Origin of the sequence: Corynebacterium afermentans subsp. lipophilum (assembly GCF_030408375.1) — a bacterium.
GTDB classification, from domain to species: domain Bacteria; phylum Actinomycetota; class Actinomycetes; order Mycobacteriales; family Mycobacteriaceae; genus Corynebacterium; species Corynebacterium lipophilum.
Genome location: NZ_CP046530.1, coordinates 1,993,940 through 2,016,221 on the forward strand (window position 1 = coordinate 1,993,940; position 22,282 = coordinate 2,016,221).

At 65.3% G+C, this 22,282-nt stretch carries 17 protein-coding genes; 9 read left to right on the plus strand and 8 right to left on the minus strand.

The window, feature by feature from the left end; genetic code table 11:
- Positions 1-19: 19 nt before the first annotated feature.
- The 5 genes from CAFEL_RS09590 to groL all read right to left on the minus strand — a co-directional run bounded on the left by CAFEL_RS09590 (position 20) and on the right by groL (position 9,585).
- The gene (locus CAFEL_RS09590; RefSeq protein WP_194560663.1) at positions 20-5,794 is read right to left on the minus strand and encodes a DUF5979 domain-containing protein; all 5,775 of its coding nucleotides are present in this window, start codon (positions 5,792-5,794) and stop codon (positions 20-22) included.
- Between the two features lie 414 nt (positions 5,795-6,208).
- A complete protein-coding gene (ppk2, locus tag CAFEL_RS09595; RefSeq protein WP_194560662.1) occupies positions 6,209-7,108 on the minus strand; it encodes a polyphosphate kinase 2 in 900 nt (299 codons plus the stop codon).
- Positions 7,109-7,208: 100 nt separating this feature from the next.
- Positions 7,209-7,355 carry a hypothetical protein gene (locus CAFEL_RS09600; protein ID WP_194560661.1) on the minus strand — a complete coding sequence of 49 codons (147 nt, stop codon included), beginning with the start codon at positions 7,353-7,355 and terminating at the stop codon, positions 7,209-7,211.
- Positions 7,356-7,400: 45 nt separating this feature from the next.
- Positions 7,401-7,535: a hypothetical protein gene (locus CAFEL_RS09605; protein WP_267238684.1), complete on the minus strand. Its 135-nt coding sequence runs from the start codon at positions 7,533-7,535 to the stop codon at positions 7,401-7,403.
- 409 nt (positions 7,536-7,944) lie between these two features.
- Entirely contained in the window at positions 7,945-9,585 is a 1,641-nt protein-coding gene (gene groL / locus CAFEL_RS09610) for a chaperonin GroEL (protein ID WP_194560660.1), read from the minus strand.
- A 447-nt stretch (positions 9,586-10,032) separates the two neighbouring features.
- On the opposite strand from groL, the gene CAFEL_RS09615 reads away from it, so the two are divergent.
- From CAFEL_RS09615 to CAFEL_RS09645, 7 genes are all read left to right on the plus strand, one after another.
- Positions 10,033-11,376, plus strand: a complete 1,344-nt coding sequence (locus tag CAFEL_RS09615) for a M20/M25/M40 family metallo-hydrolase (RefSeq protein WP_194560659.1) — start codon at positions 10,033-10,035, stop codon at positions 11,374-11,376.
- A 167-nt stretch (positions 11,377-11,543) separates the two neighbouring features.
- The gene (locus CAFEL_RS09620; RefSeq protein WP_194560658.1) at positions 11,544-14,528 is read left to right on the plus strand and encodes a Na+/H+ antiporter subunit A; all 2,985 of its coding nucleotides are present in this window, start codon (positions 11,544-11,546) and stop codon (positions 14,526-14,528) included.
- Complete coding sequence (locus CAFEL_RS09625) at positions 14,529-15,023, plus strand: Na(+)/H(+) antiporter subunit C (protein ID WP_194560657.1); 495 nt, start codon at positions 14,529-14,531, stop codon at positions 15,021-15,023.
- Complete coding sequence (locus CAFEL_RS09630; protein ID WP_194560656.1) at positions 15,013-16,809, plus strand: Na+/H+ antiporter subunit D; 1,797 nt, start codon at positions 15,013-15,015, stop codon at positions 16,807-16,809. The genes CAFEL_RS09625 and CAFEL_RS09630 overlap by 11 nt, the downstream gene beginning before the upstream one ends.
- Positions 16,809-17,321, plus strand: a complete 513-nt coding sequence (locus CAFEL_RS09635) for a Na+/H+ antiporter subunit E (protein ID WP_194560655.1) — start codon at positions 16,809-16,811, stop codon at positions 17,319-17,321. The genes CAFEL_RS09630 and CAFEL_RS09635 overlap by 1 nt, the downstream gene beginning before the upstream one ends.
- 1 nt (position 17,322) lies before the next feature.
- Positions 17,323-17,601 (plus strand): monovalent cation/H+ antiporter complex subunit F, encoded by a 279-nt coding sequence (locus tag CAFEL_RS09640; RefSeq protein ID WP_035000119.1) that lies wholly within the window; start codon positions 17,323-17,325, stop codon positions 17,599-17,601.
- Positions 17,598-17,978, plus strand: coding sequence for a monovalent cation/H(+) antiporter subunit G (locus CAFEL_RS09645; protein ID WP_194560654.1), 381 nt, complete (start codon positions 17,598-17,600; stop codon positions 17,976-17,978). Before CAFEL_RS09640 ends, CAFEL_RS09645 begins: the two co-directional genes overlap by 4 nt.
- On the opposite strand, the gene CAFEL_RS09650 is transcribed toward CAFEL_RS09645, so the two are convergent.
- The 3 genes from CAFEL_RS09650 to CAFEL_RS09660 form a co-directional block, all read right to left on the minus strand.
- Complete coding sequence (locus CAFEL_RS09650; protein WP_194560653.1) at positions 17,968-19,098, minus strand: glutamate--cysteine ligase; 1,131 nt, start codon at positions 19,096-19,098, stop codon at positions 17,968-17,970. The two genes, CAFEL_RS09645 and CAFEL_RS09650, sit on opposite strands and share 11 nt — an antisense overlap.
- A 203-nt stretch (positions 19,099-19,301) precedes the next feature.
- Positions 19,302-20,363, minus strand: coding sequence for a LytR C-terminal domain-containing protein (locus tag CAFEL_RS09655; RefSeq protein ID WP_194560652.1), 1,062 nt, complete (start codon positions 20,361-20,363; stop codon positions 19,302-19,304).
- A gap of 58 nt (positions 20,364-20,421) precedes the next feature.
- A complete protein-coding gene (locus tag CAFEL_RS09660) occupies positions 20,422-20,646 on the minus strand; it encodes a DUF3263 domain-containing protein (protein WP_194560651.1) in 225 nt (74 codons plus the stop codon).
- 15 nt (positions 20,647-20,661) lie between these two features.
- Between CAFEL_RS09660 and CAFEL_RS09665 the strand changes: the two genes are divergently transcribed.
- Together CAFEL_RS09665 and CAFEL_RS09670 are read left to right on the plus strand one after the other, a co-directional pair.
- Positions 20,662-21,240: a peptide deformylase gene (locus tag CAFEL_RS09665; RefSeq protein ID WP_035000125.1), complete on the plus strand. Its 579-nt coding sequence runs from the start codon at positions 20,662-20,664 to the stop codon at positions 21,238-21,240.
- A gap of 18 nt (positions 21,241-21,258) precedes the next feature.
- The gene (locus CAFEL_RS09670; protein WP_194560650.1) at positions 21,259-22,281 is read left to right on the plus strand and encodes a hypothetical protein; all 1,023 of its coding nucleotides are present in this window, start codon (positions 21,259-21,261) and stop codon (positions 22,279-22,281) included.
- The last annotated feature ends 1 nt before the right edge of the window (position 22,282 follow it).

A 22,282-nucleotide genomic window follows, 5' to 3' on the forward strand; every position in this document is an offset into this window, starting at 1 on the left:
CTTGTAGCGGGCGAATTTTCTACATCTCAACGAGCTCACCGCCTTCCGCGCGCTCGTCGCGGCGGCTGACCCGCCATGCGCCCCAGCCGAACAGCGCCAGGCCGAGCAGCAGGAACAGCACGAGGGTCTGCTCACCGGTTTCGGGGAGCAGCATGCCTATCGACGCCGAAGGTTTCAACGCCCCCTGCGCATCCTTCGCCGTCACCGTCTGGGTCGCCCCGCCGGCGTTCGCGGCGGCGGTGACGGTCACGGCGGCGTCGCCCTCGGACGGGTAGCGCCAGGTTTCGTCGGCGCTTGCCGGGATGGAGACGTTGAAGGTGCAGGAAAACTCCTCGCCGGCGGCCAGCTCGGTGGTCGGGCAGATGCTGTCCGGCACGGCACCGTCGTCGCCGATGCGCGTAACCACCCCGCCGCGGGTGACGTCGAGGCCGGCGAGCGACGGGTCCGTCACCGTGAAATCCTTCAGCGGGAATTCGCCGGTGTTGGTCACGGTGTAGGTCATCCGCATGGACGTGGCGTCGTGGCGCAGCAGCGTGGTGCCGAAGGCGTCGCCGGTGAGCTGGCCCAGCGGAGTGCCGTCGATAGTCTTTTGCACCTTCAGCCCGGGGAAGGTGTTCTTCGCCGTGAGCGACCACCGGTCGCCGGAGCGCGCCACGTCCTTGGGGTCGGAGACCGGCTGCGCGGTGAACATGACCGAGTCCGCGTCGCCCTTGAGCGGGGTGACCAATTCGCCGTTGGACACCACCTGGAACACGGACGCGGCGTCGGGGTTGCCGTCGTCGACCTCGTCAACGGCGCAGTCGCTGTCCACCGGCACGTCCGCGATGGTGTGCGTCTCGCCGGCGTGCAGCTGGAACTCCTCGCTCCGCGACGAACACGACTGGTGGAACGTGAACGTGCCGGAGTTCGGGCCGGCGGCAGTCTTGGTGAACGCGACGTCGTAGTGGGCGCGCGGGTGGTAGATGTCCGCGCCGACGGTCAGCGCGGTCTCCGCCGACGGCAGGTTCGCCGCGGTGGCGAAGGTGTACGAGTACGCCTTGTCGGAGCCGTTCACCTCGTCCGGGGCGAGGTTGGACAGCGAGCCGGTGGGCAGCGCGGGCGAACCGCTCCCCCACGTGGCGTACTGCGCCAGCGGGGTGCGTGCGCCGTCGGTCACCTCGAGCTGGCCGCGAGCGGCGAGCGCCGCGCTGCCGGCGAAGTCGAGAGTGCAGTTCGCCCCCACCGGCAGGTCCACGACCTGCCCGCCCGCCGGGGCTTCGAAACTGCGGGGCATCTCCGATCCGGACAGGGCGGTCAGCGGGAACTGCCTGGTCACGGCGGTCTGCGCGGGGTCGTCGCAACGCAGCTGCGCGGTGTAGCCCGCCTCATCCGCGCCGACGAGGTAGCCGGAGTTGAACACCGCCAGACGCACCGGGGTGGTGCGCCGCTCCACCTTGTTCACGAAGTGGAGGTCCGCAGGCGCGGTTTCACCCGGGTTGGGGGCGTAGCCGCGCACGACCTTCTGCTCCGGGGCGATGGTCAGCGCCTCCGGCACGTTCGTCGCATCCTGCTCGTTGAACGTGCACAGCGACCCGGCTGGAACCTTCGCCTCGCCGGAGACGAACGCGCCGTCGGTGAAGTCGCCCTTGCGGATACTTGCAGGAATGACGTAACCGTCCGCCGGGCGCAGCTTCTCCGGGATGAAGGAGGTCTCGCCCACCGAGCTGGTCTGATAGCCGATCGCCTTGCACTGCAGCGTGAAGTTGAACGTGTAGTCGTCCGGGATCTCGCTGAGGTTGCCCGCCGCGCCGGCGAGGTCCTTGCGCAGACGCACCGCGGAGGTCTCGTACTCGTAGTGGTTGTCCAGGCGGACGTGGTTCTTCGCCGGGTCGTCCACGGTGAGGAACACCGGCGACGTGGTCGTGTCGTTGTCCAGCTTCTGGTCCGGGTAGGCGTTGCCGCCTTCGCGGTCCACAACCCAATCCACAAAGGCCGGGCGCAAGAACGCTTTCAGGTCGTCCTGCCCGTCGTTCATCGCCAGGGCGAGGGAGCCGAACTTGTCGCCGGTGAGTTGGCAGTCGGCGCCGACCGGGACGCCGTCGAAAAGCGCAGTGCCCTCACCCTTGATGGACTTCTGCTGCTCCTGCAGTACCGCGGTGTCACCCGTCTCCGGGTCGCGGCACACGAGGGTGAACGAGTGGTTGTACAGCGCGTCCTGCAGGTCCTTTCCGGCATTCGCGTACTGGGTGCGGATGCTGTCGGTGGGCAGGATCGCTTTCTTGTCCAGCTGAATCTGGGTGACTCGGCGGGAGTAGGTGTTGATGAACAGCAGCGTCGTGCCGCCGTCGCTGACGACGAAGTCGGCGGAGCCGCCGTTTACCTGCGCACCGTTGACCGCCATGGACTTGTCCAACGTGATGCCCACCGCGGTGGAGGTCTCCCCCTCGGTGGCAGTACAGCTGGAGCCGACCGCCGCTGTCGTGCCGCCGGGCGCCTGGCCCTGCTGCACCGTGGTGGACAGGCGCGGGCCTTCCGTGCCGTCTGGGTTGGTGCACGTCAAGGTCACCGGGAACACGCGGTTGGTCTTGATGTCCCGGCGCGGCTGCGAGATCAGGTTGTTCGGGTCGTTGAACCGCACTTCCTTGGTTCCCTGCACCGGCGCCTGGATCAGGTCGTACTCGTGGTGCACGTCCATGGTGGACTGCTTGCCGATGGTGAACTGCCCATTCGCCCCCACATCCTTGCTGCCACCAGCGTCAGCGGCGTAGAGATACTCGGACGTGCTGCTGATCGGGTACTGCCGCCCGTCCTTCGTTGTCCGGGTCGCGCTGTCGCCGCTTTCCGCGAGCGTGCATTGCGTGCCCTGCGGCACCTGCCCGGCAGTGAACTCGGCGCTTCCGCCGGGTGCGAGGTCAAAGCGGTCGGTGAAGCCATTGTCGCAGGTGAGCTCATAGCTTAACGACGATGGCGCCAGCGTCGTCCGACCACCAGTGCGCAAATTGACCGTCAACCCATTGCCCGCCGGAGCGAACGTGTTGGTCACCGTGGCAGTGGTGGTGTCCTGGGAGATCGTCGGGGTGATGCTCTGCACGTCCGTGCTGAACAGGATCCCGCCCGCGACCTGCGGGGTCTCCTCCGTGAAGGTGCACGTGTTGCCGTAAGGCACTCCCATACTGCCGCCGAGGTCGTTTGCCGCGGCGTCGTCCGCCTTCAGCGTGACGGTACCGTTCGCCGCGACGGTGGCGCGGCCGGTGAGCTCCACGGAACGGGACTGCCCCGCCACGCCCGTGGCAACATTGCGCGTCCCGCAGCGGAACGAGAACGCGTACGTGCTGGGGAGCTTGCCCGTGACGGTGGAGTTGACCACCTTGTTCAGCTGCACCGTGCCCAGCTTCGGGTCGAAGGTGTTGATCACAGTGACCAGGTTGCGGTCCGTGCCGGAAACCGGCCGGATGGTGTAAATGGCCCGGTTCTTCGCCTCCGCGTTGGTCAACGTGGTCACTTGGTCGCCAGCGTTGGACGCGCTGACCTGCGCACCGACGAACTTCGTGTTCGCGGTTTCGCCGGGTTCGTCCTCCCACACCTTGCACGCGGCGCTGGCCGGGACGCTGTCGATAGCCGCCTCGCCGTCGGAGCCGGTTAGTGTGACGGTCCCCTCCTTCGCGGGACGGCCGGCCACCTCGCACCGGTAGTGCACCGTGTACGTCAGCTTGGCGACATCCGGGTCGCCGGCGGCGAGGCCGTTGACCTGGTTGCGGATGTGCAGGGGGAACGTGAGGTAGGCGTAGCTCGTGGTGAAGTGGAGCTCCGGCGTCGTGCCTTCGTGGAGCGTGAAGTGGTATTCCGCGCCCGACGGGTTCAGCGGCGCGCCGGCGAGCTGGGCATCGCGGCCGGTGAACTCGATGGTCTTGCGTTGCTCCTCGGTGAGGTCCGTCAGCGGCGTGATCGAGCAGTCCCGCTCCACCGGGATGCTGTCCAGGGTGACGGCGTTGGACGGCTTCGCCTGGGTCAGATCCAGCGTGAATTCTCGGCTGATGTTGGTCCCGGCGCACGTCAGGTTGAAGCGGTAGGTCCCGCCAACCTTGCCGTCTGTGACCGGGTCGCCGACGATCGTCTTGCTGAAGACGAGCTTGCCCGGCGTGTACGTGTAGGAGTTGTTGGCGTTTGCCGAGCCGATAGCTGTGGGAGCAGCCGCCGTGGTTGGCAGCTGGACCGTCACCGGTGCCGAAGCGGACGGCGCAGCCGTGCCGTTCCACGACAGGGTGAGTTTCGTTCCGGCAGGCGGCGCCGGGACCTTCTCCGTGATGGTGCAGGTGCTGCCCTGGGGCAGGTTGTCCACGCTGGCGGAGCGCCCCTTTTCCACAACAACGTCGTCTTCGAGCTTGACGCTTGGATATGCAGTTTTGAACCCTTCGGGCACGGTGCACTTGTAGTGCAGCGTGTACTTCTGCAGGCTGTTTTCCGCGAAGTTCGCGGCGTTGCCGTCCACTGTCTTAGCCAGGTTGAGCTTGGCGGGTTTAAACTTCGATTCCCAGGTGACGGAGCAGTTTGGGACACGGGTTTCGGCCGCAGGGATCAGCAGCGTCGACGTGCCAGTCTGGGCGTTTTCCGTCAGCGTGTAGCCCGTAGGCACCGCCCCCTTGCGGATGAGGTAGGTTTCGCTGTTCGTTCCGCCCGAGGTGAGGGTGCACTTCCACACTGGGTCGTAGCGGTCGAACGCGCGGTCTGCTGGGTCGAGCGTGGAGGTGTAGCCCAGCTGGTCAAGTGGGACGCCGTCGGATCCGACGCGGCGAAGCGCCGTGGTCGAACCACCCGCCGGGGTGGATAACGTGGTGCGGTTGGAGCCGTCCTGCAAAAACGCCGAGTAGCTGGCAGTTCGCGCGGTGGGGTCCGCCACCTTTTCAAAGGCGTTCTGCACCGTGGCGGAGCCTTCTTTGTCGAAGGCGATGCGGCTCAGCGCGATGCCGATAGCCACGCCCTGCGTTCCGGTGCTGTTGGAACCCATGCTGACCTGCAGCGTCTTCGGGTTGTCAACGCCAACCACCCACGTGCCGTACGTGCCGGTTGAGCGGGAGAAGCACACGAACCCGCGGGAGCGGCCGTCGGACATGCTGCCCCAGTTCTTCGGTTCGTTCCCGGGACCGAACTGCGGGTCCCTGCCGCCGGTGCAAGCATCTTTCGCGTTCGGCGGGGTAAGGCGGACCGCCTGTCCCACCGTTCCGCCATCGACGCTGATCATCTCGCCGTTTCCGCCGGCACCGGTGGACTCGCCGTCCACCACGGCGAAGCGGTACGACGCGAGCGGATCGGCCACCCCGTTTCGCTTCACCACAATGTCCGACAGTGTGAAACGGGCGAACGGGTCACCCGCACCTTCCATCTGCAGAATGTCCTGCGACGTCGAGCTTGGGTACCGCTCGAAGAACCCGGTGTTCGTTTTAGCGAATGCCGTGCCGGACCAGCTGGGGTTGGAATTGGCGGTGAACCGGGTGCTGGTGTTTTTCGTTTCAATCCCGAGGTTGAAGGTGATGGTGTAATCGCCCACCCTCTTCGTCTTTGCGCCCGGTGTGGTCAAATCCGAAACATCCAGCCAGCACATTTGGTTGGCCCATGTCTCGGCAACTCCCGTACCTCTGCGGAACGAGCAGTCCCCAAAGTTCACGCCGTCATTTGAGGTAGTTTGGGCCTCCGCCTGCTGCACTCCCGGGGACACGACACCCGCGACAAGCGTCAGCGCGGCAAGAATCAGCGCTGCCCAAACCGCCACTGCGCCATGCTGGCGGCGGCTGGATGTGGGGTGGACAGTCTGGGACATGCATCCTCGGATCATTGTGAACCTATTTATTGCGTCATGGATGCTACGCGGTAAACGTCAGGATGAAAACACAGCGAAACCAGCGTTTAAAAGTTGGACACACTGCCTGCCCACAGCCTTTCCCCAGCCTTCGCGTTGTCCAACCCGTTTTCGCACGTTAAAAGATTATGCAACTCATGTCAGGGCCTTGGTGCGAAAGCGAAAAGCTCTCCGCACGCACCCTCGCCGCCAACGTGTTTTCCGTCACTACCCGCTGACCACACTGAAGATTTCGAGTTCCACCTTTCGAGGATCAGCCCAATTTCCATGGTTTTCGAAATCCGCTCTTCGAAACCTTTGGGTAGCCGCCCCCACGGATAGACAGCAAAACGCCCGGCTGACGGAATCAGCCGGGCGTCGAAAAGCGATAAGCCCCTAGTCGCCGATCTGGTCGCGGCCGCGCTTCACAATGAGCGGATCGGGCTGGCCGACAACCTCGTGGTCCTTGTTCGTGTACTCGAACTTGGACAAGATGTAGCGCATGGCGTTGAGGCGGGCGCGCTTCTTGTCGTTGGACTTAATGGTGATCCACGGCGACTCGTCGGTGTCCGTGTAGCGGAACTGCTCCTCCTTGGCGCGGGTGTAGTCCTCCCACTTGTCCAGGGAGGCCAGGTCCATCGGGGAAAGCTTCCACTGGCGAACCGGGTCTACCTGGCGGATGGCGAAGCGGGTGCGCTGCTCCTTCTGGGTCACGGAGAACCAGAACTTGGTCAGGGAGATGCCGGAGCCGAGGATCATATTCTCCAGCATCGGCACCTCGCGGAGGAACTCGGCGTGCTGGGACTCGGTGCAGAAGCCCATGACGCGCTCGACGCCGGAGCGGTTGTACCAGGAGCGGTCGAAGAAGACGATCTCTCCGGCGGCCGGGAAGTGCTCGATGTAGCGCTGGAAGTACCAGGAGGTGGACTCGCGCGGCGACGGCTTCTCCAGCGCCACGGTGCGTGCACCGCGTGGGTTGAGGTGCTCGTTGAAGCGCTTGATGGTGCCGCCTTTGCCGGCCGCGTCACGGCCCTCGAAGAGGATGATGTGGCGCTGGCCGGTGTCCTTGGTCCAGTTCTGCCACTTCAGCAGCTCAATCTGCAGGGCGCGCTTTTCCTTCTCGTAGTCGTCGCGAGAAAGACGCTCGTCGTAGGGGTAGTTCTCGCGCCACGTCTGAATGGCGGTGCCGTCCGGCATGAGCAGGACAGGGTCGTCCTCGTCGGTGTCGTCCACAACCCAGCCTTCGGTCTGAGCGAGGTCGATCATCGGCAGTTCGTCGTCTTTATTGTCAGCCATGTCTACCAGTCTATTCGGCGGAGGCGAGGTATGCCGGAGAAGTATGCAGGAATGCAAAAGGCCCCGCCGCTTTGCGACGAGGCCTTCGGTAAAACCGGTCTTAAGCGACCAAGCCGATCAGGTCGGCAATGTTGCCTGCCAGCTTGCCCAGCTCGCGCAGCAGGTCGAGCAGAGCGCCCGGAACCTGGGTGACGCCGTTGTCGCCGCTACCGGAGGAAAGTGCGTACCAGTTGGTGAGTGCGTTCATGATGATTCTCCTTTAAGAAAATTAAAGTCTGGTTGAGGCGAAGGCTTACTTAGCCGGAGCGACCTTGTCAGCGAAGTTCTTGATGGACTTCGGGGTGTTCTGGAAGAGATCAGCCAGGTTGGTAGCGAAGGTCTTGAAGGTCTTCAGCTGCTTCTGGATGAACTTGAGATCGAAAGGCATTATTTTCCCCTTTTCGATAGGTGCCAGTGGTTGTCTGGCAAAACTTGACAGGTACTGACACCCAATGGGCGTCACAGAAAGAATTTTGCCACATCAAACAGCCACGTCAAGCGCTTTCTAAAAATCAGACTTGCGCCACACAGGAAGCTTCAAGCTGGTATGCGTTCACCAAAACGTAACCTTTTCGCGACTGGGACGATAACCTGGCCCGACCAATTCCCGAAAGTTAACACCAATTGAATACCCGCCGGAACGTGTAACTCACGCGACTTCCCGAACGATGTGTACGCGTCCAAAAATCCAGCACGGTCGTGACCTTTTACACCAATCCGGGGGTGCGCCGAAGGGACGTCGATAGGCAAGAAAAAAGCGCGCCCCGAAGGACGCGCTCTCAAGCCTCAAGGCTGATTTACATCATGCCCATAGCTTCCGGGTCCATGCCCGGGTTGGCAGCACCAGCCGGCTCCGGCTTGTCAGCCACAACAGCCTCGGTGGTGAGGAACAGCGCGGCGATGGACGCTGCGTTCTGGAGTGCAGAACGGGTTACCTTGGCCGGGTCGGCGATGCCGCTGGACAGCATGTCCACGTACTCGCCGGTTGCGGCGTTGAGGCCCTCGCCGTCCGGGAGGTTGGCAACCTTGTCGGCCACCACGCCCGGCTCCAGGCCAGCGTTCAGCGCGATCTGCTTCAGCGGAGCGGACAGGGCCTCGCGGACGATCTTCACGCCGGTTGCCTCGTCGCCCTCCAGGCCGAGGTCGTCGGTGAGCTCGTTGGCGGCCTGCAGCAGGGCCACGCCACCGCCGGCGACGATGCCCTCCTCAACAGCAGCCTTTGCGTTGCGCACAGCATCCTCGATGCGCAGCTTCTGCTCCTTCAGCTCCACCTCGGTGGCGGCGCCGACTTTGATCACCGCAACGCCGCCAGCCAGCTTGGCCAGGCGCTCCTGCAGCTTCTCGCGGTCGTAGTCGGAGTCGGAGTTGTCGATCTCGGCGCGGATCTGCTTCACGCGGCCGTCGATCTGCGCCTGGTCGCCAGCCCCCTGGACGATGGTGGTCTCGTCCTTGGTCACCACAACCTTGCGGGCCTGGCCGAGCAGCTCGATGCCGGCGGTCTCCAGCGACAGGCCGACCTCCTCGGAGATGACCTGGCCGCCGGTGAGGATAGCCAGGTCCTGCAGCATGGCCTTGCGACGGTCGCCAAAGCCCGGAGCCTTCACAGCCACGGACTTGAAGGTGCCGCGGATCTTGTTCACCACGAGGGTGGACAGAGCCTCGCCCTCGACGTCCTCGGCGATGATCAGCAGCGGCTTGCCGGACTGCATGACCTGCTCCAGCACCGGAACGAGCTCCTTGACGTTGGAGATCTTGCCGGAAACCAGCAGGATGTACGGGTCCTCGAGCACTGCCTCGCCGCGCTCCATGTCGGTGGCGAAGTAGGCGGAGATGAAGCCCTTGTCAAAGCGCATGCCCTCGGTGACTTCGAGGTCCACGCCGAAGGTGTTGGACTCCTCAACCGTGATCACGGATTCCTTGTTCACGGCGCCGTTGCCCACGGCGTACATCGCCTCCGCGATCTTCTTGCCGATCTCCGGGTCAGACGCGGAAATACCAGCGGTGGAGGCGATCTCCTCCTGGGTCTCAACTTCCTTGGCCTGGTCCAGCAGGTACTTGGACACCTTGTCGGTGGCGGCCTGGATGCCGCGCTTGATGCCCATCGGGTTGGAGCCAGCCGCGACGTTGCGCAGGCCCTCACGCACCAGCGCCTGAGCGAGCACGGTGGCGGTGGTGGTGCCGTCGCCGGCGACGTCGTCGGTCTTCTTGGCAACTTCCTTGACCAGCTCGGCGCCGATCTTCTCGTACGGGTCCTCGAGGTCGATCTCCTTGGCGATGCTCACGCCGTCGTTGGTGATGGTCGGGGCGCCCCAGGACTTCTCCAGCACCACGTTGCGGCCCTTCGGGCCGAGCGTGACCTTCACAGCGTCAGCCAGGGTGTTCAGGCCGGTTTCGAGGCCACGACGTGCTTCTTCGTCGAATGCAATCATCTTTGCCATGTGAGTGTGTCACTCCTTGTATATAGGCGTTCATGGACGATCACTCAGGTCGTCGGTGCAAGCAGGCGCCCGCGACGGCACGGCTGACGAGTGGTCTCAGCCTCACCCGCTCTATTCGTTTTATCTGGCACTCGGTTTGCGTGAGTGCCAGCCACATTTTTAGCACTCGACGGGGTTGAGTGCAAGGAACGCAAGGGCGTGGAGGATGCCGGGGTGAGGATGCTTACTGCTAGATGCTTACCTGTCCGAGGATGCTTACTGCAGGATGCTTACTTCTCAAGTAGCACGGGCGAGAACGCCGGGGGTTACTCGAACAGTAAGCATCCTGGGGTAAGCATCTAGCCGGGTAAGCATCCTGGGGTAAGCATCTAGCCGAACAACACCGCCCAGAAACACCGCCGAACACAGCCGCAGAACCGACCCTGCCAACGCTGCTAGCGTGGTGCCATGACTACGCAGAACTACACCCCGCAACGCGACCGCATCTTCAACGACCTGTCCAAACTGGTCTCCTTCAATTCGGTGCACTCCACCCCTGAGCTGGCGGATCAGCACGAGGACGCCTGTGCCTGGACGGTGAACGCCCTGAAGGATCTTGGTCTGGATGTGACTCGCTACCCCACGGTGGATGACGCGGACACGATCGTCGCCAAGCGGGAGCCCAAAAACGGCGCGCCGACAGTCCTGCTGTACTCCCACTACGACGTCGTCCCCGCGAACAACCCGGACGCCTGGACGAACAGCCCGTTTGAGCTGACCGAGCGAAACGGCCGCTGGTACGGCCGCGGCGCCGCTGACTGCAAGGGCAACCTAGCCATGCACTTAGAGGCGCTGCGCCTGCTGGAGGAAAACGGCGGCACCGACCTGGGCCTGAAGGTAGTGGTCGAGGGCTCCGAGGAGCTCGGCGGCAAGGACGGCCTGGGCAAGCTCATCGTGGAAAAGCCCGAGGTGTTCGAGTCCGACGCGATCCTCATCGCGGACTCTGGCAACGTGGCTGCCGGTGTACCGACGTTGACCACCTCGCTGCGAGGCGGCGCGCAGGTGAAGGTGACGGTGGAGACGCTGGCTAACCAGGTCCACTCCGGCAGCTACGGCGGCGGCGCCCCGGACGCCGCGCACGCCCTGGTGGTCATCGCGAACTCGCTTTTCGACGAGCACGGCCGCACCACCATCGACGGCGTGGACACCACCGCGAAGTGGGACGGCGACTCGTACGACCGCGAGTCCTTCCGCCAGGACGCCACCGTGCTCGAGGGCGTGCAGCTGCTCGGCACCGCGGACGACGAGCCGGCAGACCTGGTGTGGGCGCGCCCGGCAGTGACCATGATCGGCTTCACCTCCACCCCGGTGGCCGAGGCCATGAACGCGGTGAACGCCCGCGCGGAGGCCCAGTTCAATCTGCGCGTGCCGGCCGACCAGAGCGCCGCCGAGATCGCGCAGAAGATGGAGCAGCACATCAAATCCCACACCCCGTGGGGCGCCAAGGTCGAGGTTGAGGTCAGCGGCGTCAACGAGCCCTTTGCGACGGATCCTTCGGCGGGCGCCGTGGCCGCGCTCGGCGAGTGCCTCAAGGAGGCCTACGGTGCCGACAAACTGTCCGTGGTCGGCTCCGGCGGCTCCATCCCGCTGACTATCACGCTGCAGAACACCTTCCCGGACGCGGAGATCGCGCTCTACGGCGTGGAGGAGCCGATGTGCGGCATCCACGGCGTGGACGAATCCGTGGATCCGACAGAGATCGAACGCATCGCGGCAGCGGAGGCCGCTTTCCTGCAGCGTTTCGGCAAGTAGCACCAAAAATCGCTACAGTTAATTCCCAACGGCCGCGCCACCGGTGTTGACGCGTAGATACCCAGTTACCGCTGGAGTCAGTATTTTCTGTGTGAACTCAATGAGCTCCCCCGCTTGAGGCGCGGTGTGCCCTGCACGCACGCAACCAGAGGAGGGCCGCGCACCTCGTGCTGATACTGCTCATCGCGCTCACCGCCGCCACGCTGGTCGCCCCTGTGCTCATCCGCACGGTGGGCCGCGCCGCGTTTGGCCTTCTCGCGCTCGTTCCGCTGAGCGGGTTCATCTGGGTGGCGCGCCTGTTCGCCACCGGAATGTTCCGCGACGGCGGCGAGGTCAAGGCGGTGTTTACGTGGATGCCGTCGACGAACCTCAACCTAGAATTCCGCCTGGACGCCCTCGCGGGCCTGTTCAGCCTGATCATCCTGGGTATCGGCGCGTTAGTGCTTCTGTACTGCTGGGGGTATTTCGACTCCAACCCGCGGCGCCTGGCCAAATTCGGCTTCGAGCTGACATTCTTCGCCACGGTCATGTACGGCCTGGTCATCGCCGACAACTTCCTGCTCATGTACGTGTTCTGGGAGTTGACGTCGGTGTTGTCGTACATGCTTGTCTCCTATTACGGCGAGCGCGCATCTTCTCGACGGGCCGCCATGCAGGCGCTGATGGTGACAACCCTCGGCGGGCTGGCCATGCTCGTGGGCATCAACCTGCTCGGCTTTAAGGCGCAGATTTGGAAGCTGTCGGACATCCCGCAGATCACCGACATTGAAAACACCCCGGCGATCTCCGCCGCCATCGTGCTGATCATGCTGGGCGCGCTGACCAAGTCTGCCCAGTCGCCCTGGCATTTCTGGCTGCCCGGCGCGATGGCCGCGCCCACCCCGGTGTCCGCCTACCTGCACTCCGCAGCGATGGTGAAGGCCGGCATTTACCTGGTGGCGCGTTTGGCGCCGGACCTGTCGGCGGTGAACACCTGGCACTTGGTGGTGCTGTCCACCGGCGGGTTCACCATGCTGCTGGGCGGCTGGATGGCGCTGAAGCAGCGGGACCTGAAGCTGATTTTGGCCTACGGCACCGTCAGCCAGCTGGGCTTTATCACCACCGTCATCGGCGTGGGTTCGCGGGAGGCCACCATGGCGGGGTTGGCCATCACGTTCGCGCACTCGCTGTTCAAGGCCACGCTGTTCATGATCGTCGGTGCAATCGACCACACCACCGGCACCCGCGACATCCACGAGCTGTCCGGACTGGGCAGAAAGCAGCCGCTTTTGGCTACGCTGGCCATCATTTCCGCCGCCTCCATGGCAGGCATCCCGCCACTGTTCGGGTTCGTGGCCAAGGAGACGGCGCTGGACGCCATCCTGCACGAGGAGCTGCTCACCGGCATGCCCGGCAAGATCACCCTCGTGGTGTTGGTGGCCGGCTCGATCCTGACCATGGCGTACTCGCTGTACTTCGTCTACGGCGCCTTTGCCACCAAGGGCCAGCCCTGGGAGGACGGGCAGTCCCCGGCGGTGCGCGACATGCACTCCCCCGGCCCGAAGCTATGGCTCTCCCCCGCGGTGCTCACCGCCTGCACGGTCGGCTTCGGCCTGGTGTCGGCTGGTCTGTCTGCGCCGATCAACGAATACCTCAACGTGCGCTTCCCGGACGTCGAAGGCTCGGATCTTGCCCTGTGGCACGGGTTCACGGTGCCGTTGGCGCTGTCCGGCGTGATCATCTTCGCCGGCGCGATCATGTTCTGGCAGCGCGACGTGGTGGCCAAGGCCCAGTTCGAGCGCCCCGCGCTCGGCGACGCCAACGCGGTGTGGGACACCATCATGAACACGCTGCGGCGCTGGTCGCTGAAGCTGACGGCGTCCACGCAGCGCGGCTCGCTGACCATCAACCTGGCCGTCATCTTCACCTTCCTGGCCGTGGTGCCGCTGGCCGCGCTGATCCTGGGCGATTCCAACAACATCCGCATGCAGGTGTGGGACAACGTCTGGCAGGGCCTGGCCGTCACCATCATGGCGGGGCTGGCGTTTTTCGCCGCGGTGCAGCGCAACCGCCTCTCCGGCGTGATCCTTGTGGGTCTGACCGGCTACTTCATGGCGCTGATCTTCGTGCTCCACGGCGCGCCGGACCTGGCGCTGACGCAGGCGCTGGTGGAAACCATCGTGATGGTGGTGTTCATGCTGGTCCTGCGCAAGATGCCCACGGAAACGGAGCAGCGCAACGAGGACAACCGCCTGCGCGCCTGGCTGTCCATCGGCACCGGCGTTTCCGTGGTCACGGTGGCGATGACGGCCATGTCGGCGCGCGTCGCCGAGCCGATTTCCAAGTACATGCCGGAGCTGGCCTACGAGATCGGCCACGGCCGCAACACCGTCAACGTGCTGCTGGTGGACCTGCGCGCGGCCGACACGTTCGGCGAGACGCTGGTGCTGGTGGTCGCCGCCACCGGCATCGCCAGCCTGATCTTCGGCACCTTCCACTTCGACCCGGAGTCGCGCCGGCCCACCCTGTCCACCACCAAGGCGCGCTGGCTCGCCTCCGGTGTGGAGACGGAGACCGCGCAGAACCGCTCCATCCTGGTGGATGTGGTCACGCACCTGCTCTTCCCTTCGATGATGCTGTTGTCGGCCTACTTCTTCTTCTCCGGCCACAACGCCCCGGGCGGCGGGTTCGCCGGCGGGCTCGTCGCCGCGCTTGCGCTGACGCTGCGGTACTTGGCGGGAGGACGTCGAGAAGCAGAAGAAACGCTCCCGGTGCACCCGGGCAAGGTGCTGGGCATCGGCATCATGTTCACCACCGCGGCCGCGGTCGCCCCGATGTTCTTCGGGATGCCGCCGCTGACCTCCTCGTACGCCGAGTTCGACGTGCCGCTGATCGGCGACGTGACGGTGCCGTCCGCGCTGATTTTCGACGCGGGTGTCTACATCATCGTCGTCGGGCTGATCATGCACGTGCTGGCCTCCATGGGCGCCTACCTGGACCGCGAGGAGGACACCCGAAAGCAGCGCGCCCGCGACCGCGCGCGCGAGCTGCAGGCCAAAAACGAGCAACGCCGCAGGCTCATGTCCAGAAACCGCAGGGCGCGTTACAACGAGCGCAGAGCGGTGGCGGCCAGTGGATCGTCCATAAGCAAACGCGAAAGGAGAGGCGAGTAAATGGAAGCGAACCTGTTCCTGCTCATCGGCTCCGGCGTGCTGATCGCGTGCGGCGTGTACCTGATGCTGGACAAGTCCATGACCCGCATGATCATGGGCGTGACGCTGATCGGCAACGGCGCCAACCTGCTGCTTTTGCAATCCGGCGGGCCCGCTGGCTCCCCGCCGATCATCGGACGCGAATCCGAAGCGGCGGCCGATAGCGCCGACCCGCTCGCGCAGGCGATGATCCTGACCGCGATCGTGATCTCCATGGCCATGGTCGGATTCATGCTCGCCCTGGCGTACCGCCAATACCGCTACCGCACGGACGACATCGTGGAGCGCGACGAGGAGGATCGCGCAATCGCCGCGCGGCCCAAGTCCGCCTCTCCGGACCGCGACAAGTCAGACGACGCGCAAACCGGCAAAGCCAGCCCCTCCGGCGACGAGTTCGGGCCGAAGCCATTCGAGGACCCGGTGAAGGAAGTCAAGGGAGGCCAAGATGCGAAGTAACTTCACGGCCTTCGCCGAATGGGTGCTGCCGGCGATGCCGTACCTGATTGTCATGCCGATCATCCTGCCCGCCTTCGCCGCCGGGCTGATCGTGCTGTTCCGCGGCGTGAACCTGCAGCGCTTCATCGCGCTTGGCACCCTGGCGGCGCTGACCGTGATCGCGGCGGTGATGATCATCGTGGCCGACACCCACGGCATCCAGACCGTGCAGATGGGCGGCTGGGACGCGCCAGTGGGCATCACGATGGTGGCGGACCGGTTGAGCTCCATCATGCTGTTCGTCTCATCCATCGTGCTGTTCGCGGTGATGTGGTACGGCATCTCGCAGGGGCTTCGCGACGGCGACGACGACGACCCAGTCGCCGTCTTCCTGCCCACCTACATGCTGCTCAGCATGGGCGTGAACCTGTCCTTCCTCGCCGGCGACCTGTTCAACCTTTACGTCGGCTTCGAAGTCTTCCTGGTGGCCTCCTACGTGCTGCTCACCCTGGGCGCATCCCCGCAGCGCGTGCGCGCCGGCATCGGTTACGTCATGGTCTCCATGGCGTCGTCCATGGTCTTCTTGTTCGCGCTCGCGCTGGTCTACGCGTCAGTGGGCACCGTGAACATGGCGCAAGCCGGCATCCGCATGGAGGAGCTGCCCACCGGCACCCGCGCCGCCATCTTCGCCACCTTCATCGTTGCCTTCGGCATCAAGGCGGCGATCTTCCCGGTGGACGCGTGGCTGCCGGACTCCTACCCCACCGCCGCCTCCATCGTCACCGCCGTGTTCGCGGGCCTTTTGACCAAGGTGGGCGTGTACGCCATCATCCGCGTGCGCTCCACCGTGTTCACCGACGGCGCCTTAGATTCCACGCTGATGGTGATCGCGCTGTTGACCATGATCGTGGGCGTGATGGGCGCGATCGCCCAAAACGACATCAAGCGCTTGATGTCGTTTACCCTGGTCAGCCACATCGGCTACATGATCTTCGGTATCGCCCTCGGCTCGGTTGCGGGCCTGTCCGGCGCCATCTTCTACGCGGTGCACCACATTCTGGTGCAGACCTCCCTGTTCTTGGTGGTGGGCCTGGTGGAGCGCCAGGCAGGCTCCGCGCAGCTGCGCCGTTTGGGCTCGCTGCTCTACACCGCGCCGGTGATTGCGCTTTTGTACCTCATCCCCGCGCTCAACCTGGGCGGCATCCCGCCGTTTTCCGGCTTTTTGGGCAAGGTCATGCTCATCCAAGCCGGTGCGGAGGACGGCTCCTGGCTGGCGTGGGTGCTCATCGGCGGCGCGGTGATCACCTCGCTTCTCACCCTGTACGCCATGATGAACGTCTGGTCCAAGGGCTTCCTTCGCGACCGCGCGGACGCCCCCGAGGGCGACGTGGTTCTGGCGCGCCCGGCGAACCTGGCCGCGCGTGAGGAAACCGTCGCCTCGGGCGACCGCGACGACGTCGGCCGCGTGCCCACCGGCATGTTCCTCTCCACCGCGTTGTTGGTGCTCGCGTCCACCGGCATCACATTTTTGGCCGGCCCGATCTCCAACATCACGGACCGCGCCGCCCAGTCCGCCCAGGACCTGTCCATCTACCGCAGCGCCGTGCTTAGCGACGACCCTTCGGCCCCCACACGCGACCTCGACGCCTTCCGCGAACAGACCGGCGCCGGCGGCGGCTGGGACTCGCTGGACCACCGGGACTCCTCCCGCCCCGCAGGGCCCACCAGCACCGGCGTGACCACGGAGATGGTGCCCGAGCCCGCGGACGCTAAGTCCAACAAACAGCCGAACGAGGTGAGCCGCTGATGTTTGCCGGAGTCGCCCACCGTCTCCGCCCGCTGACCGTGGTGTGGCTGACGTTCATGTGGATCCTGCTCATGGGGGAGCTCAGCTGGGGCAACCTCATCGCCGGGTTGGGGCTGAGTCTACTCATCGTGCTGGCGCTGCCCCTGCCGCCCGTGCCGCGCAGCGGCAACCCCGTCAACTGGGTCAAACTGGTCGCGTTTATCGCCGAGTGGTTCTACGACCTGTTGGTGGCCTCGGCGAAGGTGGCGTGGCTGTCGCTGCGCCGCGCGCCGCAGCCGCGAAACGCCGTGCTGCGAGTGCCCATGCGCCTGAGCAACGAGCTCGTGCTGTACTTGGCCACGTGCGCCTACAACCTGCAACCCGGTGGCACCGTCACCGATATCGACCTGGCCAACCGCGAATGGACCGTGCACATCCTCGACGCCGACAGCGACGCCGCCATCACCCGCGAAATCGCCAACGTGCAGAAATTGGAGCGCCAAATGATCGCCATCTTCGAAGGAGGCCGCTGACATGCACAGCACCGCCTACACCGTCTGCCTCACCGTGGCCGCCGTGTTCCTCGTCGCCGGATTTTTCATCTTCGCCTGGCGCGCCATCGTCGGCCCCGACTCCATGGACCGCATGCTGGCCAACGACGGCATCACCGCCTCCCTCCAATGCGCCCTCGCCCTGTACATCTGCTGGACGCTGGACACCACGGTGGTCAACGTCATGATCGTCATCGCCCTGCTCGGCTTCGTTGCCACCCTGTCCGTCGCCCGCTTCCGCAAGAGGGACGGTTCCCTATGATCGCCGACGTCATTTCCCTGCTGTTTATTCTCCCAGGCGCGTTCATGGTCTTTTCCGCCGCCGTGGGCACCGCCCGGTTCAACTCCACGCTGGCGCGCGTGCATGCCATCACCAAACCCCAGACCACCGGCCTGGTGCTCATGATCACCGGCACCATCATCCGCGTCGTCACCGCCGAGGGCTTCAGCGTCCACGAACGCGGCGACATCGGCATGATGGTGCTGCTTGTGATATTCGCCCTGATGACCAGCCCCGTCACCGCGCAGCGCCTCGGCCGCATCGCGCGACGCGAAGGCCTCTACGGCGACGACGAGCAGCTCACACGCAACGACCGCCCCGCCAGCTACCACCCGCGCCGCGTCAACCCTAAAGGCTAAGCTCCCACATCTCCGCGCAGGTCGCGTCCACGACGTCCTTCCAATCCCCGGTGCGCTGGTAAATCGCGCGCTGGCGCTCGTAGCCCGCGCCGCGCTCGATGATCTCGCGGACCAAGTTCAGCTCGTCGACGCAATCGAGGTCGGCGGCGACGGGCGTGAGCTCGTCGATAAGCAACTGCAACTCGTGCTTCACCCAGTCCTCGTCGGTGGCACGACTAGTGATGACCAGGGCGTCCATGCCATAGCGGGCGCCTCGCCACTTGTTCTCCGCGACATGCCACTGCTGCAGGCTCGGCAGCTTTTCGCCGCGTTCGAGCATGCGGTCGTAGTGGACGACCAGGCAGTGCGTCAGCGCCACGACGGCCGCGAGCTCGCGCAAGTTGCTCGTGGCGTCCGAAATGCGCACCTCGACGGTGCCCCACTTCGCGGCCGGACGCACGTCGAAATGCATGGACCCGGTGTGGTTGATCACGCCCGACGTCTGCTGATCGCGCATGAAATCGACCCACTCGTCCCAGCTCTGGAACTGGTACGGCATGCCCGCGGTGGGCAACTGCTGGTAGAGCATCGTGCGGTTCGACGCGTAAGAAGTGTCAATGCCGTCCCAGCCCGGGCTCGACGCGGAAATGGCGAGCAAGTGCGGGTACTTAGTCATCACCGCGTTGATGATCGGCCACACCTTGTCCTCATGGCTGATGCCCACGTGGCAGTGGATGCCCCACAACAACATGTGCTGGCCCCAATACTGCGTGCGGTTGACGATCTCCTCGTACGTGTGCTTCGGGCTCAGCGGGTTCGTGCGGAAATCCGAAAACGGGTGGCCGCCACTTGCCCAGAGCTTCAGGCCCATCTCGTCGGCGACCTCCTTGACCGCGTTGAGGTCGCGCTGGAGCGCCTGGATGGCCTCTTTGGTGTTCGCGCAGATCGGGGTGACCAACTCGATGGTGTTCTGCAGGAACTCCGGCTCGAGGTGGATGTCCGGGTGGCGGGCCTGCACCTCCTCGATCACCTCTGCGGCGCGGGGCACCAGGTCGCGCGTGACCGGGTCGACGAGGCAAATCTCCCACTCGACGCCGAGGGTGGGGCCGTCAGACCTGGCAAAATCGCGGAATGGATCCATAGACGACGAGCCTATCCTCTGCCGGGCCCTGGGCGGGTGCCAGAAGCTGTTTTATATGCGCGGGCGGCGTTGGTTGGTTTTGGGTTTGCGGCGGCTCACGCAGTCAAAATGCCGAAACCGGCTACCTGGAACCGGCTACCAGCTTCATTTTCGCTTGGTAACCGGTTCTAGGTAGCCGGTTTTGCGGGGAAGACTCCGCAGAGCTAGCCCGCCAGGACCACCGCCACGGCAGCGCTGTTGTTCGCGGCCTGCTCCGGGATGCCCGTCGCGCCTTCGGGGAGGTCACCCTTCGCGCGGGCCGCACCGCCGACTCGGCGGGCGATGTCGGCCGCAACCTGCTCGGCACCCGGCACGGCTGGGTCGAAGAAGACGTAGGTCTCCGGGAACATGCCGTAGACCTGCTCCGGCATGTTCATCACTGCGGCGTCGGTCGAGTTGTTGGCCACGTTGTACTGGCCCTTCAGCTGGTCGGCGGTGCGGCTAGCCAGGTCCGGGGTGCCGGAGTTGTTGTAGACGTACACCTGGGCCGACGCGTTGTCGAGGCCCGCGTCCGCAGGAGCGGGTGCCGGTGCCGGCTGGCCGTTTTCGCCCTGCGCCTCGGCGTCTTCCGGACGCTGCGCGTTCGGATCCTGGGCGTTCGGGTCCTGGGCGTTCGGGTCGTCGGCGCGGACGGTGTCGGTGACGGTTGCGGTGTTTTGCGCGTTCGGGTCGCCCGCCGGGGCCGGGGCGGCGGGGGAGCCTGCGCCGTCGCCGGCGGGGGCGGCCTGGGAGGTGCCCACCACGGTCGACGAGGTCGGCGCGGCCCCTTCACCTTCGCCGTCGCCGCCGTTGCCGTCCTGCGTCATCTTCCAAATGCCCCACAGCGCCAGCAGCGCCGCCACGGCGATCAGGATCATCGCCAGGCCGCGCTTTGGCAGGCCACCTTCCGCGGCACCGCCAGCAGCAGCTGCCTTACCGCGTCCCTTCGGCTCCTCGTCGTAGGGCTCCTCGTAGATGGCGTCGTCGGCGTTGCGGGAGCGGGAGCCAGCACCAGCGGCACCTGCTGCGGCACCTGCACCAGCGGCGTAATCGACGTCCTCGATGTACTCGGAGTCGTCGTCGCGGCGGTGGGCACCGCGGTACTCGGTGTCGGCGCCGGAAGCGGGGTAATCGTCGACGATTTCAGCGTCGATCGGCTCGGCGTCGTACGCGCCTTCGTAGGAGTTTCCTGTGTAGCGCGTGGAGCCGGAGTCGGGGCGGTTGTTGCCAAAGTTGTCGTTAGTCACATCGGCAACTCTAACCACACTGCTGCGGGAAGCAGGGGCAACACACCGTAAAGTTGAACTAGAGGTTGGGGGACCTTTGGCCGTCGCGAAGCCTTTGCAAACGCCTCACGAGCTGAGGCTCGGCCGCGAGCGCCTCGGGCGAGTCCAGCAACCGGTTCAAATGCTGGTAGTAGCGGATGGGCTGCATGCCCAGCTCAGAGCGCACCGCGTCCTCGCGCGCACCGATCGACCTGGGGGCGCGCGCGGCGAAGCGGAGCACGGAAAGGTCGGTGTCTGAAAGCATGCCTAATATATTGGCATGACCATCCGACCCATCGTTATCCACGGCGACCCGGTGCTGCACGAACCGACCAAGGAAGTCACGCAGCCCGTCGAGGAGCTGCAAGAGCTCATCGCTGACATGCACGAAACCATGGACGCCGCCCACGGCGTGGGCCTGGCCGCCAACCAGATCGGCGTGCCGCTGCGCATCTTCGTCTACCACTGCCCGGACGGCGACCAGATGCGCCGCGGCACCGTGATCAACCCGGTGCTCGAGACCTCCGAGATCCCGAAAACCATGCCCGCGGACACCGGCGAAGACGACGAAGGATGCCTGTCCGTGCCGGGCTACGGCTGGCCCACCGGCCGCGCGGACTGGGCGAAGGTGACCGGCCTGGACGAAAACGGCAACGAGATCGAGGTCGAGGGAACCGGCTTTTTCGCCCGCTGCCTGCAGCACGAGACCGGCCACCTGGACGGCTTCTTGTACACCGACGTGCTCACCGGCCGCTACAAGAAGGAAGCCAAACGCGTGATCCGCGATAACGGCTGGAAGGAAGCCGGCCACACCTGGCTTCCGGGCACGGACGAAGATCCGTTCGGCCACGACGATTAACGCGCTAAGATATTCGCCATGCGTATCCCCGCCGCCATCGCCGCCGCGTCGCTCACCCTCACCCCCGCGACGCCCGCGGAGCCAGTTGAGCAGTTGCTTGACGACGTCTCCGCCACCCACGAGTCCTCCATCACCGCCATCAACAGCGCGGAGACGGACGACGAGGTCCGAGACGTGCTCATCGCCTGGCGCAAGGAGCTCATCGCAGCCGCAGACGAGCTGACAGAGCTGCGCGAAGAAGCCGCGGAAGACGGCCTGACCGAGGAGGAAAAGGCCACCTTCGACGAAGCCGCGAAAACGCTCAAGCGCGAGCGCGCCGGCGTGCGCGAGTTGCGCGCGGAGCTTCTGCCTGACGACGCACCAGTGGTCGTGCCCGCACCCATCGAGGGCCTCGACGGGATCCTGGGCACCACCGCGTTTGACGCGTTCGAGCGCTCCGAGGCCGGCGACGCCCCGATCGTGTACGGCATCCCCGGCAGCGACGCGGATCGCGCTGAACCGACGGTGGTGCCGTCGGTGACCAAGCCGACGGTGGTCGAGGAGCCGACCACCACCCCGCCGACCACCACCCCGTCGAGCACCACCTCCGCCACGTTCGCCCCCGAGGTGACCCACCGCGTGGAGCGCCTCCAGGACAGCGACACCGAGTCCACCACGACCGAGACCACCACCCCGGAAACGACGTCGGAAACCACGAGTACGGCCACGGAGACTGAAACGTCCGCAACGTCGACCACCACCGACTCATCGGCGACCACCACGGCCACCTCGTCGACTTCGAGCAGCTCCGCCCGCTCGGTGCTGGAAAACCGCACCACGTCGGCAACGTCCAGCTCGACAACCTCCTCCTCGTCGACGACCTCGTCCTCCTCAAAGACGTCGTCGACCACCACGACCGAGGATGACGACGAGCGCGACGGCGACCTCGCCGACACCGGCACCCCGATGCGCGCCCTGATCGCCATCGGCATGCTGTCGCTGATGATCGGCGCGGCCCTGGTGCTCACCGGCGCGATCCGCCCGCGCGGGGCCCGCAAGTAGA